General features: G+C 69.3%; 14 protein-coding genes. 1 reads left to right on the top strand and 13 read right to left on the bottom strand.

The genetic code is table 11. From position 1 onward, the window contains the following. Window positions 1–22 precede the first annotated feature (22 nt). Entirely contained in the window at window positions 23–1,387 is a 1,365-nt protein-coding gene (locus J7E96_RS17120) for a deoxyribodipyrimidine photo-lyase (protein WP_215132458.1), read from the top strand. Window positions 1,388–1,442: 55 nt separating this feature from the next. Here the strand turns inward: J7E96_RS17120 and J7E96_RS17125 are convergent, their stop codons facing one another. From J7E96_RS17125 to J7E96_RS17185, 13 genes are all read right to left on the bottom strand, one after another. After that, window positions 1,443–2,816, bottom strand: a complete 1,374-nt coding sequence (locus J7E96_RS17125; RefSeq protein ID WP_215132460.1) for a cytochrome P450 — start codon at window positions 2,814–2,816, stop codon at window positions 1,443–1,445. 208 nt (window positions 2,817–3,024) lie between these two features. Then, on the bottom strand, window positions 3,025–5,844 hold the full coding sequence (locus J7E96_RS17130) for an RNA helicase (protein ID WP_215132465.1): 2,820 nt from the start codon (window positions 5,842–5,844) through the stop codon (window positions 3,025–3,027). A gap of 45 nt (window positions 5,845–5,889) precedes the next feature. Continuing rightward, window positions 5,890–6,798, bottom strand: coding sequence for a diacylglycerol kinase (locus J7E96_RS17135; protein ID WP_215132467.1), 909 nt, complete (start codon window positions 6,796–6,798; stop codon window positions 5,890–5,892). 18 nt (window positions 6,799–6,816) lie between these two features. After that, a complete protein-coding gene (gene tatC, locus J7E96_RS17140; RefSeq protein WP_215132666.1) occupies window positions 6,817–7,719 on the bottom strand; it encodes a twin-arginine translocase subunit TatC in 903 nt (300 codons plus the stop codon). Between the two features lie 115 nt (window positions 7,720–7,834). Continuing rightward, window positions 7,835–8,134, bottom strand: coding sequence for a Sec-independent protein translocase subunit TatA (tatA, locus tag J7E96_RS17145; RefSeq protein WP_215132469.1), 300 nt, complete (start codon window positions 8,132–8,134; stop codon window positions 7,835–7,837). Window positions 8,135–8,342: 208 nt separating this feature from the next. After that, window positions 8,343–8,540 (bottom strand): hypothetical protein, encoded by a 198-nt coding sequence (locus J7E96_RS17150; protein ID WP_215132471.1) that lies wholly within the window; start codon window positions 8,538–8,540, stop codon window positions 8,343–8,345. 18 nt (window positions 8,541–8,558) lie between these two features. Continuing rightward, on the bottom strand, window positions 8,559–8,813 hold the full coding sequence (locus tag J7E96_RS17155; protein ID WP_215132472.1) for a phage terminase large subunit family protein: 255 nt from the start codon (window positions 8,811–8,813) through the stop codon (window positions 8,559–8,561). A 17-nt stretch (window positions 8,814–8,830) separates the two neighbouring features. Beyond that, complete coding sequence (locus tag J7E96_RS17160; protein ID WP_215132475.1) at window positions 8,831–9,793, bottom strand: YafY family protein; 963 nt, start codon at window positions 9,791–9,793, stop codon at window positions 8,831–8,833. A gap of 23 nt (window positions 9,794–9,816) precedes the next feature. Continuing rightward, entirely contained in the window at window positions 9,817–10,773 is a 957-nt protein-coding gene (locus tag J7E96_RS17165; RefSeq protein ID WP_215132477.1) for a YafY family protein, read from the bottom strand. Window positions 10,774–10,916: 143 nt separating this feature from the next. After that, window positions 10,917–11,288, bottom strand: coding sequence for an FKBP-type peptidyl-prolyl cis-trans isomerase (locus J7E96_RS17170; protein ID WP_215132480.1), 372 nt, complete (start codon window positions 11,286–11,288; stop codon window positions 10,917–10,919). A 58-nt stretch (window positions 11,289–11,346) separates the two neighbouring features. Beyond that, window positions 11,347–12,318 (bottom strand): FKBP-type peptidyl-prolyl cis-trans isomerase, encoded by a 972-nt coding sequence (locus J7E96_RS17175; RefSeq protein WP_215132482.1) that lies wholly within the window; start codon window positions 12,316–12,318, stop codon window positions 11,347–11,349. A gap of 192 nt (window positions 12,319–12,510) precedes the next feature. After that, window positions 12,511–12,999, bottom strand: a complete 489-nt coding sequence (locus J7E96_RS17180) for a hypothetical protein (RefSeq protein ID WP_215132484.1) — start codon at window positions 12,997–12,999, stop codon at window positions 12,511–12,513. 190 nt (window positions 13,000–13,189) lie between these two features. Continuing rightward, window positions 13,190–13,699: a matrixin family metalloprotease gene (locus J7E96_RS17185; RefSeq protein ID WP_215132486.1), complete on the bottom strand. Its 510-nt coding sequence runs from the start codon at window positions 13,697–13,699 to the stop codon at window positions 13,190–13,192. Window positions 13,700–14,008: the final 309 nt, after the last annotated feature.

Genomic DNA, 14,008 nt, shown 5'->3' on the forward strand with positions numbered 1-14,008 from the left:
CACCGGAAAGGGAAACGCGCGTATGAGTGTCGCCGTGGTGCTGTTCACCTCCGATCTGCGGCTGTACGACCAGCCGGTGCTCGGCGCGGCGCTGCGCCGGGCCGACGAGGTGGTGCCCCTGTTCGTACGGGACCGGGGCGTGACGGAGGCGGGCTTCGACGCACCCAACCGGCGTGCCTTCCTGGCCGATTGCCTGGCCGGGCTGGACGCGGGGCTGCGTGAGCGGGGCGGGCGCCTGGTGGTCCGTACCGGCGATGTGGTGGAACAGGTGTGCCGGGTGGTGACCGAGTCCGGCGCCCAGGAGGTTCATGTCGCGGGCGGGGTCAGCCGGTACGCGACGCGCAGGGAGGAACGGCTGCGCACCGCTCTCGGGAACGTTCGCTGCGCGCTGCACGTCCACGACGCGGTGATCACTGCGGTACCGCCCGGGCAGGTCACACCGGCCGGCAAGGACCACTTCGCCGTCTTCACGCCGTACCTGCGCAAGTGGGGAGCGGCCGGCGTCCGCGATGCTGTGCCGGCGCCCCGGACCGTGCGCGTTCCGGACGCGGTCGAAAGCGGTCCTCTGCCGACACGCCGCGCCGTCACGGGAACGTCGCCCGGTCTCGCGAAGGGCGGTGAACCCGAGGCACGCAAGCAGCTGCGCGCCTGGCTGGCGGACGGCATCGAAGCGTACGAAGAACATCACGACGACCTGTCCGGTGACGCCACCTCCCGGCTCTCTCCCCATCTCCACTTCGGCTGTCTCTCGGCGGCCGAACTGGTGCACCGCGCGCGGCACAAAGGCGGCCCGGGGGCAGAAGCCTTCGTACGTCAGCTCGCCTGGCGGGACTTCCATCACCAGGTACTCGCGGCCCGCCCCGCGGCGTCGTGGGCCGACTACCGGACGCGCGGCGACCAGTGGCGTACGGCCCCGCGGGAAATCACCGCCTGGCAGGAGGGCCGCACCGGCTGTCCCGTGGTCGACGCGGCCATGCGCCAGCTGCGCCACGAGGGCTGGATGCACAACCGGGGCCGGCTGCTGGTGGCGAGTTTCCTCACCAAGACGCTGTACGTCGACTGGCGCGTGGGCGCCCGGCACTTCCTGGATCTGCTGGTGGACGGGGACATCGTCAACAACCAGCTCAACTGGCAGTGGGTGGCCGGCACCGGTACTGACACGCGCCCCAACCGGCTGCTCAACCCGCTCGCGCAGGCCAGGCGTTTCGACCCGAGGGGTGACTATGTGCGGCGCTGGGTGCCCGAACTCGCGGGGATCGCGGGAGCGGCCGTCCACCAGCCGTGGACGGTGACAGGGCCGGACCGGGCCCGGATCGACTACCCGGATCCCATCGTGGACCTCGCCGAGGGCCGCGCCCGCTTCGAGCGGGCGCGCGGCCTGCGCTGACCGCAGCCACTGGGGACCGGCACGCAGCAGTTCGCGCGCACAAGGGAGCGTCCGCTTACCGCGCCCGCACCGTGGCCAGCACCTCCCGGTCCGGCTGAAGGGTGAGCGTCGGCACCGGCCGTATCTCACCCGGGTCGACGTCCAGCTCGAAGCGCCGCGCCAGCACGGCCAGCGCGAGCACCGTCTCGACCATCGCGAACCGCGCCCCGAGGCACACCCGTGGCCCGCCCCCGAACGGGAACCACGCGTACTCCGGTATCGCGTCCCCGCCGTCCGGATCCCATCGCTCGGGCCGGAACTCCTCCGGCTCCGGGAACCACCGGGCGTCGCGATGAGTGGCCCACTGACTGCTCCACACCCGCGTCCCCGGCACCAGGGGCAGCCCACCGATCCGCGCGCCCTCCTTGGCCACCCCGGTGAGCAGCCAGATCGTCGGATACAGCCGCAGTGTCTCCTTCACCACCGCTTGCGCGTACGTCAGTTGCGCATAGTCCTCGAAGTCCGGCTCGCGGTCACCGAGCACCCGCTCCAGTTCCCCGGCGAGCGCTTCCCGCACCCGCGGATTGCGCGCGAGCAAGTACCACGCCCACACCAGCGTGCTACTGGTCGTTTCGTGGCCCCCGATGTACAGGGTGACGGTCTCATCGCGTATCTCCTCGTCCGAGAGCCGCGCCCCGGTCTCGTCCTGCGCGGCGAGCAGCCGGCTCAACAGATCGGGGCGCTCCCCTTCACCCTGCCGGTGCTGTGCGACAACCCGCGCGACCTCGGCGTCGATGACCGCGGCGGCCCGCCGGATCCGGGCCCGCCCCCGCGTCGGCACCCAGTCCGGCAACAGTGCCCCGATCCCGCTGAACTCCGCGCCTATTTCCCGCTGCGCGACGTCCATCGCCCGCCCGATCGCCTCCGCGTCGGCGTCGGTGTCCGCGCCGAAGATGGTACGGACGGCGATCCGCTGAGTGAGGGCCGCCATCTCCCGCTTGATGTCGATCCGTTCACCGTCCGACCACCGGTCGGCAAGCTCCACGGCGCACCCGGCCATCGTCGCGGCGTACGACCGCACCTGCTTGGGCCGTACGGACGGCTGCACCAGCGACCTCTTTCGACGCCAGTCCGGCCCCCGCGCCACCACCACCCCGTTGCCCATCACCGTGCGGAAAGCGATCCCCAGCTCCGGCTGGTCGAAGGTCCGTTCCGTCTCCGTCATCAACTCGCCGATGTGCTCGGGGTCGGCCAGGAACAGCGACGGCTTCGGCCCGAACCGCCAGCGCACCAAGTCCCCATGCGCCCGCAGCCGTTCGAAGAAGGCGAGCGGGTCCTTCCCGAACTGCGGCAGGTTGCCGAGCACCGGCACCCCGCGCGGACCCGCCACGGTCATAGCCGGCCCGTTCGGCTGTACGCCGACGGCCGCATCGGTGTCCGTGGTGGTCATGACGGGTCTCCCCTGTTCAGGTGGCGCGCGTCCTGTCGTGCGCTACGAGTGACTCCATGGAAGCGCACAGGTACGACACCGCACCACCCCTGTGGATAACTCACAACCACGCGTCACACAGGCCCCGTTGACCCCACACACGCCAATACGCCGCCCCCTCAGGCTTCCAGGGAGCGGCGCACCGGTAACACTCAGACGAACCGAACCGTCAGCCCACCGACGAGTACGCGACAACGCCCCGCAGCACAGCGTCCACCGCCTTGCGCGCGTTCTTCGTGACCGCACTGCCCTCCGCCGACGACGGCGCGGCCGCCGCGATCTGCCCCAGTACGTCGATGACCTGCTTGCACCAGCGGACAAAGTCCCCGGCCGGCATCTCCGCCTCGCGCAGCACCTCGTCGAGCCCCTTGCCGGAGGCCCACATGTACACCGCCCAGGCGAAGCCGGGGTCGGGCTCCCGCTGCCCGACCCCCTCAGCCTGATTGATCTTGAACTCCTCCTCCAGAGCATCGAGCCTGCCCCAGATCCGGACCATCTCTCCCAGCGCGATCTTCGCGGGCCCGGTCGGCACCTTAGGCGCGACCGCGTCGTCCGGCTGGCGCGCCTCGAAGACCAACGCCGAGACGCACGCCGCCAGTTCCGCCGGCTTCAGCCCTTCCCACACGCCCTCGCGCAGGCACTCGGACGCCAGCAGGTCGAGCTCGCCGTAGAGCCGCGCGAGCCGCTTGCCGTGCTCGGTGGCCTTGTCGTCGCGCAGATAGTCCAGCTCGGTCAGCAGGGCGTAGATCCGGTCGAAGGTACGGGCGATGGTGTTCGTACGCCCCTCGATCCTGCGCTCCAGCTGCTTCGTGTCGCGCTGGAGCCGGTGGTAGCGCTCGGCCCAGCGGGCGTGGTCCTCACGCTCGTCGCACCCGTGGCACGGATGCGCGCGCAGCGCGGTACGCAGCCGCGCGATCTCACGGTCGTCAGCCGCGGCCGCCCGCTGCTTGCAGTGCCGCTCGAGCACCATGTGCCCGGCCTTGGTCCGCAGCGCGGACGCCAGATCACGCCGCGACTGCGGGCTGCGCGCGTTGAAGGACTTCGGGATCCGCATCCGCTCCAGCGCCTCGACCGGCACCGGGAAGTCGACCGACGCGAGCCGCTTGACCTGCCGCTCGGCGGTCAGCACCAGCGGCCGCGGCCCGTCGTGCTGATCGAACCCCCGGTGCCCGTTGGCACGTCCGGCGGGCAGCCCCGGGTCCAGCACCAGCGCCAGCCCCGCGAACTTGCCGGTGGGCACATGGATGACATCACCGGGCTTCAGCTTCTCCAGCGACGCGGCCGCCGCGACCCGCCGCTGCGTCGCGCCCTGTTTGGCCAGCTCGGTCTCGCGGTCCTTGAGCTCACGGCGCAGCCGCGCGTACTCCTCGAAGTCCCCGAGGTGGCAGGTCATGCCCTCCCGGTAGCCCTCGATCCCCTCTTCGTTCTTCTGGACCTGCTTCGAGATCCCGACGACCGACTTGTCGGCCTGGAACTGCGCGAAGGACGTCTCCAGCAGCTCGCGCGACCGGTGGCGTCCGAACTGCTGCACCAGATTGACCGCCATGTTGTACGACGGCTTGAAGCTGGAGCGCAGCGGGTACGTACGCGTCCCGGCCAGTCCCGCGAGCGCCCCCGGGTCCATGGCACGCTGCCAGAGCACGACCGCGTGGCCCTCGACATCGATGCCGCGCCGCCCGGCCCGCCCCGTCAACTGCGTGTACTCGCCGGGGGTGATGTCCGCGTGCTGCTCGCCGTTCCACTTGACGAGCTTCTCCAGCACCACCGAGCGGGCCGGCATGTTGATGCCGAGCGCCAGCGTCTCGGTCGCGAAGACCGCCTTGACCAGCCCGCGCACGAAGAGCTCTTCGACGACCTCCTTGAAGGTCGGCAGCATGCCGGCGTGATGCGCGGCGATGCCCCGCTCCAGGCCTTCGAGCCATTCGTAGTACCCGAGGACGTTCAGGTCCTCGCCCGGGATGGAGGCCGTCCGCTCCTCGACGATCTCGCGGACCAGCATGCGCTCGTCCTGGTCGTTGAGCCGCAGGCCGGCGTACAGGCACTGCTGGACGGCGGCCTCGCAGCCGGCCCGGCTGAAGATGAAGGTGATCGCGGGCAGCAGGTCCGCGGCGTCGAGCCGCTCGATGACCTCGGGCCTTCCGGGCGTCCAGATGCGGCTGCGCTGCCTGCGCTCGCGCTCCCGGTCCGCCTCCCGCATGTTTCCGCGGCCGCGGCCGCGCGCGAAGGGGGTGCTGTTCTCCATCCGCGCCATGCGCACCAGGTCGGGGTTGACCTCGCGCCTGCCGCCCCTGCCGTCGTCGGACTCCTCGAAGAGGTCGTACATCTTGCGCCCGGCGAGCACGTGCTGCCACAGCGGCACGGGCCGGTGCTCGGAGACGATCACTTGGGTGTCGCCGCGGACGGTGTCCAGCCAGTCGCCGAACTCCTCCGCGTTCGACACGGTCGCCGACAGCGACACCAGCGTCACCGAGTCGGGGAGGTGGATGATCACCTCTTCCCAGACGGCGCCGCGGAAGCGGTCGGAGAGGTAGTGCACCTCGTCCATCACGACATACGCGAGCCCCCGCAGCGCCTGCGATCCGGCGTACAGCATGTTCCGCAGGACCTCGGTGGTCATGACGATCACCGGGGCGTCGGGGTTGACGCTGTTGTCACCGGTCAGCAGCCCGACCTTGTCGGCGCCGTAGCGCCGCACGAGGTCCTGGTACTTCTGGTTGGACAGCGCCTTGATGGGCGTGGTGTAGAAGCATTTACGTCGCTCGGCGAGCGCCAGGTGCACGGCGAACTCGCCGACGATGGTCTTGCCCGAGCCGGTCGGGGCGGCCACGAGCACGCCCTTGCCGGCTTCAAGGGCCTTGCATGCCTCGACCTGGTACGGGTCCAGCTCGAAGTCGTACAGCTCGCGGAAGGGCGCAAGCGCGGTGGCCTGCTCGGCTGTACGGATCCGGGCAGCGGCGTAACGCTCAGCTGGGGAAAGGTCCTCTGTCATCTTGTCTTCGAGCCTACCCGCCCCGTATGACAGTCAGCCCGATCTTTAAATACGCGGGCCGAGCACCCGCGGACCGAGCACCCTGACCGCGCCCGGCACGCACACGGCGGTCAGCGGCAGCGCCCCCAGCGGTTCCCCGTCGGCGTACCCGGTAACCCCCGCCGCCGCCAGCTCGACCTTGGCCGCCCGGTGGACCGAGACCTTGGGATGGCTGAGATGCGTACCCCTGTACACCTTGGGAAAGACCTTGATCAGCGTCGTACGGGAGCAGTCCCCCACCACCGTGATGTCGAAGAGCCCGTCGTCGGTCCGCGCGTCGGCGCAGATCCGCATCCCGCCCCCGTACGACGTCCCGTTCCCCACGGCGACCAGCGTCGCCTCGACCTCGTGGACGTCGCCGTCAAGCGTGATCCGGTACGCGACGGGCCTGAAGGAGGCCAGTTCCGCGATCATCGCGAGGTCGTACTTGAACCGCCCGCTCGGCCACCGCATCCGGTTCCCGCGGTCGTTGACCCGCGAGTCGAACCCGGAGGCGAGTACGGTCCCGAACCACTTCTCCCCCACCCGCCCCAGATCCACGTCCATGATCCGCCCGCCCTTGAGCGCTTCCGCGGCCAGTCTCCCGGCGGCGGCCGGGTCCCGTACGGGCAGCCCGAGCGTACGGGCGAAGTCGTTGCCGGTCCCGACGGCGATCACCCCCAGCGGCGTCCGCGTCCCGGCGACGGCCTGCAGCGCGAGCGAGGCCATCCCGTCCCCGCCGACGGCTATCAGGGCCCCGGTCCCGCCCTCGACGGCGTCGCGCGCCCGCCGCAGAGCGTCGTCCGCGTCCTGGCCGAGGACCGTGCGTACGGAGAATCCCGCGTCCCGCAAAGCAGAAGCGGCCGGCTGCGCGGCGTGCGCGCCCCGGCCGCGTCCGGCGGTGGGATTGACGAAGAGGGTGATCTCACTGGTCACCCGGCGGACCCTACAAGCTCAGGTGACGTCGTCGTAACTCTGCAGCTGCTTCGGCCCCGGCCCGGCACTCTCGGCCCCCGCCTGCTCGGGCAGTGCGCGCGCGGCGGGCACGGTCTCGATCTCACCGATCGCCGCAGGGCTGAGGTCCAGCTCCGAGGCCTCGTCGTCGTCCAGCTCGGCGTCGGGGTTGTTGCGTTCCCGTCGCTTGTCGTTCAGCAGCGAGAATCCGACCGCCATGAAGTACAGGAGGGTGATCGGCCCGGCAAGGGCGAGCATGCCGACCGGGTCGGTCGTCGGCGTGATGATCGCGCCGAAGACGAAGACGCCCATGATCACGCCGCGCCACCACCGGAGCATGCGGCGGCCGCTCAGCACGCCCGTGAGGTTGAGCATCACCAGCACCAGCGGCAGCTCGAACGCGAGGCCGAAGACAATCACCATCCGGAGGGTGAAATCGAGCACGTCCCCCAGGGACAGGATGTTCGCGGATCCGGCCGGCGTGAGGCTGATGAGAACCTTCACGCTGATGGGAAGGATGAGGTAGGCGAGGTACGCACCGGCAGAGAACAGCGGCACCGCCGCGCCGACGAACGCGTACGTGTACTTCTTCTCGTTCTTGTGCAGTCCCGGCGCCACGAAGGCCCAGAGCTGGTACAGCCACACCGGGCTCGCGAGGACGAGACCGGCGGTGAGGCTCAGCTGGATCGTCACGCTGAAGGGTGCCATCAGCGTGTTGAAGGAGACGATCGCGCAGTTGCCGCCGTCGCTCGTTTCGCCCTTCCCGCACTTGGGCACCGACTGCGTCAGGAACGACATGAGCTCCTCGCTGTACACGAGGGCCACAATCGTGACCACCATGATCGCGAGCAGACCCTTGGCGAGCCGGTTGCGCAGCTCACGCAGGTGCTCCACGAGAGGCATGCGCCCCTCGGGGTCCTTCTCCAGTTTGGGGGCAGACTTGAGCAACCCACGTCCTCATCTCGTGCGGCAGGCGATCATCGTTCTCCGCGGAACGGTGCCTGCGGCGGCCCAGGTGTCAGCGCTTGGTCGTGTCGGTGGGCTCGGCCACCGGGCGTGAGCTGGTCACGTCACCGGGCGCGGCCTTGATCGTACGAGGGGCGGGCGTGGTGTGGTCCTGGGCGTTGCCCGTCGCGTGCGGCGGCGGGTCGGCAGGGGTGCTCTGGTCGTCGTCCTTCTTCATCGCCTTGGCCTCGCTCTTGAGGATGCGGGCCGACTTGCCCAGCGAACGGGCCATGTCCGGAAGCTTCTTGGCGCCGAACAGCAGGATGATGACGACGAGGATGAGGATGATCTCGGTGGGGCCGAGCCTACCCATAGCTTTTACCTTCTTCACCGAGGCGACAGGGAGTCTGATGCCCGACCGGCCGGACGTTTGTCCGGTCGCCGCGCTGGCTGCGATCGTAACCCGTAGGAGTAAACGAGGGGCAATGCCTGTGCGTACTCCGGATTGCGGCCCGCGCCTCGCTCCAAGAGCCGCTCAACCAGCCTACGCCCCCGCAGTCGCCCTGCGGCAGCCGCGCTTCCTACCGCCAGGCTTCGCCACTGCGGGCCAGGCCCTCGGCCGCGCGTTCGAGGTTCTCCGCGGCCGTGTTGATCTCCTGCGAGGTGGCGGCGACTTGGCGCCCGAGGCGCTGGACCTCCGTGAACACCCGGATCGCCAGCACGCCCAGCACGGCGAGACCACAGAAACCAAGAGCGATTGCGAGCATCGGCCAGAACATGCGCCAGAGCCTAGACGGTCAGACAGTGGAGTGGAGTCGCAGCGTCCGCACGCCGCCCCCGGTGAGCAGTTCGACGATCCGCTCGCCCGCCGGTTTGCGCACCGCCGCCTCGCACTCGGGGCAGGTGAAGGAGTAGAAGGTCGTACGGCGGCTGGCGCCTATCGCGAGGCGCAGCGAGCCCGCCGACAGTTCGAAGCGGGCGCCGCAGTCCGGGCAGCCCGCCTTGAAGAGGACCGGGCCCACCTGGGTGGGAACCCTTGGCAGTAGCGACATGTCCACCAATCTCCTTGTTACGCCCGGCCGGGGCTCTCGTACGCCGCGAGCGCCTCGCGGGCCGCTTCCCGCGCGCTGACCGCCAGCTCCGGCGGCGAGACGATGTGCCCGTCCCTGCCGAGTCGCAGAGCGAGCCGCCGCAGCGAGGCCGGTTCCGGCGTACGCAGGGTGATCCGCAGGCCGCCGTCGGGCAGTTCCTCCGCGCTGTCGTGCGGGTAGTACTCGGCGACCCAGCGCCCGCCGGGGCCCACCTCGACCACGACCTCGGGGTCGTCGGCGGACGGCTGGACGAGCCCTTCCGACAGGTCACGGAGCTCGATCTCCGGCGGCGAGGACGGCTCGTCGAGCAGCCTGATCTCGGCGACCCGGTCGAGCCGGAACGTACGCCGCGCCTCGGAGAGCCTGCACCAGGCCTCCATGTACGTGTGGCCGACGGCGAAGAGCCGGATCGGGTCCACTTCCCGCTCGGTGAGCTCGTCGCGCGCCGGGGAGTAGTAGCGCAGCCACAGCCGGCGCCGCTCAGCGATCGCCCGGTCGACGTCGGCGAAGACGCCGCCCTCGGCTTCGAAGGTCACCGAGAGTCTGGAGCTGGCGCCCGCCGCCTCGCCCGCCGCGGCCTCCAGCTTCGCCGTGGCCCGCAGCAGCGCCTGCCGGTCGCCCTCACGCAGGCCGGGGAGTGTGGAGACGGCGCGTGCGGCGACGAGCAGCGCGGTGGCCTCGTCGGCGGCGAGCCGCAGCGGCTCCGCGACATCGTCCGGGTTGTGCCACCAGATCCGGTCGCCGTCGGTGTCGATGTCGAGCAGGTCGCCGCCGCGGAAGCTCGTTCCGCACATGGGCAGGACGTCGAGGTCGGAGATCAGCTCGTCCTCGGTGATCCCGAAGGCGCGGGCGACATCGCTGACGTGCGCGCCGGGGCGCTCGCGCAGGTACGTCACCAGGGAGAGCATCCGCCGGGTCTGGTCGATCGCGTTCGTGGCCATGGTGGCTGTGTCCTCGGTCCTTCTCAGTCCTTGGCCACGGCGCGCAGCCGGTCCACGACGTCCGCCCGCAGATCAGCGGGCTCCAGTACGACGACTTCGGGGCCGAGCTCGACGAGCCAGGCGTCGAGCCCGTGCCCGTACGGAATCGCCAGCTCGTCCCAGCCGTCACCCAGGTCCCGTACGGCGGTGGCCCTGGCCCGCAGCGGATAGCCGGAGCCCTGGCGCAGCTTGATCAGCGCGCTGCGGGTCGCGGTTTCGCCGGCCCAGCTCTCGACGGTCTCGCGTACGGTCACGACGTCCGGCACCTGGGCGGTGAAGGACCCGGCGCGGGAACGCACCTTGCCGGTGATCCGGGAGAGCCGGAAGACGCGCTCGGCGCCGCGCTCGCGGTCCCAGCCCGCGAGGTACCAGTGGCCGCGCCAGCACTCCAGCGTCCATGGCTCGACGTGCCGGGTCTCGGGGCGGGCGGCGTTGGCCTTGCGGTAGTCGAAGACGACGGGGCGCCGGTCGCGGCAGGCGAGCATCAGCGGCTCGAAGGCCGTCTCGTGCACCGGGATCCGGGGTTCGAGGGCGCTGTGGTGTCCTTCGAACGGGTCCTCCGCCTCGGGCATGCCCGCCGCGCGCAGCTTCTGCAGCGCGCCGCTGGCGGCGCCGGCGAGGCGGGCCTGCTGCCAGACCTTGGCGGCGAGGCCGAGGGCGGCGGCCTCCTCGGCGTCGAGGGTGATGGCGGGGAGGCGGTTGCTGTCGCGGCGGGCCAGATAGCCGGCGTCGCCGTCGAGGTTCTCGACGGTTTCGATGACCAGGCCGAGTTCGCGCAGATCGTCCTTGTCGCGCTCGAACATCCGGTTGAAGGAATCGTCGGTGCCCGCTTCGAGGTAGGCCTCGATGGACCCCCTCAGTTCCCGCTTGCTGAGCGGGCGCCGGGTCCCTAGCAGGCACAACGCCAGATTCATCAACCGTTCGGCCTTGGCAATCGCCATCGGCACCCTCTCTCTTGCTCTACGACCGTCGACCGTACCGCCCCGGGGTGTCGCGGCAAAAGCCGAGGGCCCATGCCGGACGGCATGGGCCCTCGTACCGCACTCACTTGATCAGAGGGTGCCTTGATCAGAGCGCGCCTTGATCAGACCGCGACGAGGTCGCAGACGAAGATCAGCGTCTCGTTCGGGGCAATCACCGGGGGACGGCCCGAAGCGCCGTACGCGAGGTGCGCCGGGATGACCAGCTCACGGCGTCCGCCGACCTTCATGCCCTGCAGACCCTGGTCCCAGCCGGAGATGACCTGGCCGGCGCCGAGCTGGAACTGGATCGGCGTGCCACGGTTCCAGCTCGCGTCGAACTCTTCACCCGTGGAGAAGGAAACGCCGACGTAGTGGACCTTGGCCACGTCACCGGCCTTGGCAACAGCGCCGTCGCCCTCCCAGATGTCCTTGATCTGCAGGTCCTTCGGCGGCTCGCCACCCGGGAAGTCGATCTCGGGCTTTTCGATGCTCACGGAAAATGCTCCTCTTTACTGCGAACTGGGCAACCTGGACAGTCTCACAGATCGCCGGTCAGACGGCGCCGAGGATGTCGACAACGAAGACCAGCGTGTTCTTGGCGAGTGGACTGCTCGGGTCCGCGCCGTAACCGAGTGAGGGCGGGATCACCAGCAGCACCCGGTCACCGACGCGCTGGCCGACCAGGCCCTTGTCCCAGCCCTGCACCACGGATCCGGTGCCGATCTGGAAGCCGGTGGCGCCACCGTGGTCCCAGGAGGAGTCGAACTTCTTGCCGTCTTCCCATTTGACTCCGGTGTACTGGCCGATCAGGCCCTGACCGGCCTCGATCTTCGCGCCGGAGCCCTTGATCAGCACCTGCTGCTTCATCTCGGTGGGGGCCTTGTCGCCCTTGGGAATGGTGACGGTGGCGGCCTTCTGAGGCTCGGCCTTCACCGTGGGCATGCCCGCCTCGGGCGCTGCCTGCGTTCCCTTGACCTCGCCCTTGGAGTCGACCTTCGCCGCTGCGACCAGGTCGACGACCCAGACCAGGGTGTCCTTCGCGGTGATACCCGACTGGGGATTCAGCCCCTGCCCGATCAAATCGCTTGCGGGGCCCTGGACCAGCACACGGCTGCCGGCCTTGAGGCCGGAGAGGGAGTCGAGGACTTTCGGGGGCACTTGCTGGCTCGGCTGACCGAGACGCTCCACGGGCTGGCGGTGCGGCTGTTTGTCACCGCCCTGCGCAGCCCAGCTGCCGCCAAGATCGGCCGGGTCGTCCCACTTTCGCACGGAGTAGTCCACACGGATGAAGTCACCTTTCTTGGCCTCCGATCCGCTGCCTTCGGAAACCGTCTTGACGACGGTCTTGTCATCGGGCTTGGCGTCCTTGGACACGGAGACTTCGGGCTTTTCCCCGAATTTCCCCTTGACCTCGGCCACACCTGCTGCCGACTCGTTTGACGAGTCCGAACCACACGCGCCGGCGAACAGCAGGGCGGGCACGGCCAGCAGGGAGGCGATACGTCGCTTGGTGTTGTAGTTCATCAGTCCAACTGAGGTCGGGGCCATGGGCAGTGGCCGCCACTCTACGGTGTGCTGTCGGCTCAACCGTCGACCAATCGCGTCACAGAATGGCCCGGTCCTCGCCCTGGCGGGGTGAGGACCGGGCCACAGTTCACCGGGCGCCCGCAGCCGACCCCATGGGGCTGGTACGAGCGGGAATTGCGGACCGTACCGTCAGGAAGAGGCCTTCAGCGAGCGGAGCTTGGCCTTGAACGCCGCTTTGCTCAGGCGGCTACCTGTCCTGTCGTCCCCACTTCCGGAGGCGTAGGTCGCGTCGACCAGACTCGTGCCCGACTCCAGGTACACGAAGTGCGGCGTGACGGCAGGGGTGGGCTCCGAGTCCACCACCCCCTTACTTCCGGCGAAGACGAGAAGCTCGTGGCCCTTGGCGAAGGTGCTCTTTGCCGGAGCCTCCTCGGTCACGTACTTCACACCGTCCGCGACGCCGCCCATGGAGCGCACGACGATTTCCGACCCAACCTTCAGACCACCCTTGTGCACCGCGCCCACACGGACAACGATCGGGGTGTAGACGGCCTCGAACGTGGACCCGTCGTCGAGCTTGTCCGTCACATGCACGTTGGGCCGTCGCGAAATGACGGTCCCTTCGAAGACGTTCTCGTTCAGCGGGAACGCCACCGCGGCAGCCGGGTTACTGTCCACCTTGTAGGAGTGTCCTTCGACGACCCGAGCCCCGGAGGGCTTCCCGGAATCGATCTCCGGGACAGCCGCCCCACTCGGCTTCCCAGCTCCGGAGCACGCGGAAATACTCAGGGCCACGACCGTGAGAACCGTCGCCGTACCCGAGTGGGCTCGCAAGCGCCTCATACCGTTCATTGTTCGCCTCCCCCGCTCAGTAAAGGGCCTTGACGCCAGCAATGTCGTCGCTGTTAAGTTTGCGCCGGGTTCCGGTGTTGATGGTGGTCATGACCGAGCCCTTCTCGGCCCTGGTCAGGTCCGTACCATCGTTGCAGTGGTCCAGCCGCGGGTGTGCGAGGCCGGTGAAGTGCCCTACCTCGTGCACGACGACGGTCTGGACATCGGCTCTTTTGGCGCTGATGTTCTGACTACCATTCACCCATGTGAACTTATTGGAGAGGATGAGCGTCCCGCCCGTGTGTCGGCCGGCGTGAACGTTCGTCAGGGCCACGCCGGGCGAAGCGCCCATCAGCTCGCTGTAGCTGTGGGAAGCCCGGAAGGCATAGACCTGCCATCCACTGGTGTACGTGGGGGCGGCATAGCGGAGGTTGGAGCCACTACGGTTCCACTGCGCCAGGCCGCCCTTGAGACCGCTCCTGAGCGAGCTCTTGAAGTTAGATTTCGCAGCCAGGGACTTGGTCCCGGAAGTCTTCCACTTCGTCATTCCGGTTCTGCAGTACGCCGACGCAGGCGATGCCGTGACTCCCACGAGAACTGTGGCAAGTACGCTCCCAGCCATGCCGAGAGCGAGCGTTTTCCGCCCCCTTCCCCCGGCAGGCAGCACGGATATTCGACTGATTCGCATTGCTTCCCCCTTACTCGGTCAGGTCGATTGCCGTTCGTTCGCCGGGTCGAGGGGGAGGACACGCACCCCGCCCGCTCCACGAGTCCGGCGAACTGACGGTGCGGCGACACTAACAACAGCCCCCTCGGGCCCATCCCCTCCTATGTGCCCGCACAGGAAAGTGCCGCG

It is taken from the genome of Streptomyces sp. ISL-96 (assembly GCF_018614035.1).
GTDB lineage: Bacteria > Actinomycetota > Actinomycetes > Streptomycetales > Streptomycetaceae > Streptomyces.

Excerpts from the sequence above, each read along its gene's own strand:
- J7E96_RS17165 (WP_215132477.1), bottom strand. The coding sequence starts at position 10,773 with ATGGCGATTGCCAAGGCCGAACGGTTGATGAATCTGGCGTTGTGCCTG.
- J7E96_RS17185 (WP_215132486.1), bottom strand. The coding sequence starts at position 13,699 with ATGACGAAGTGGAAGACTTCCGGGACCAAGTCCCTGGCTGCGAAATCT.
- J7E96_RS17130 (WP_215132465.1), bottom strand. The coding sequence starts at position 5,844 with ATGACAGAGGACCTTTCCCCAGCTGAGCGTTACGCCGCTGCCCGGATC.
- J7E96_RS17155 (WP_215132472.1), bottom strand. The coding sequence starts at position 8,813 with ATGTCGCTACTGCCAAGGGTTCCCACCCAGGTGGGCCCGGTCCTCTTC.
- J7E96_RS17120 (WP_215132458.1), top strand. The coding sequence starts at position 23 with ATGAGTGTCGCCGTGGTGCTGTTCACCTCCGATCTGCGGCTGTACGAC.
- tatC (WP_215132666.1), bottom strand. The coding sequence starts at position 7,719 with ATGCCTCTCGTGGAGCACCTGCGTGAGCTGCGCAACCGGCTCGCCAAG.
- J7E96_RS17160 (WP_215132475.1), bottom strand. The coding sequence starts at position 9,793 with ATGGCCACGAACGCGATCGACCAGACCCGGCGGATGCTCTCCCTGGTG.
- J7E96_RS17125 (WP_215132460.1), bottom strand. The coding sequence starts at position 2,816 with ATGACCACCACGGACACCGATGCGGCCGTCGGCGTACAGCCGAACGGG.
- tatA (WP_215132469.1), bottom strand. The coding sequence starts at position 8,134 with ATGGGTAGGCTCGGCCCCACCGAGATCATCCTCATCCTCGTCGTCATC.
- J7E96_RS17150 (WP_215132471.1), bottom strand. The coding sequence starts at position 8,540 with ATGTTCTGGCCGATGCTCGCAATCGCTCTTGGTTTCTGTGGTCTCGCC.
- J7E96_RS17175 (WP_215132482.1), bottom strand. The coding sequence starts at position 12,318 with ATGAACTACAACACCAAGCGACGTATCGCCTCCCTGCTGGCCGTGCCC.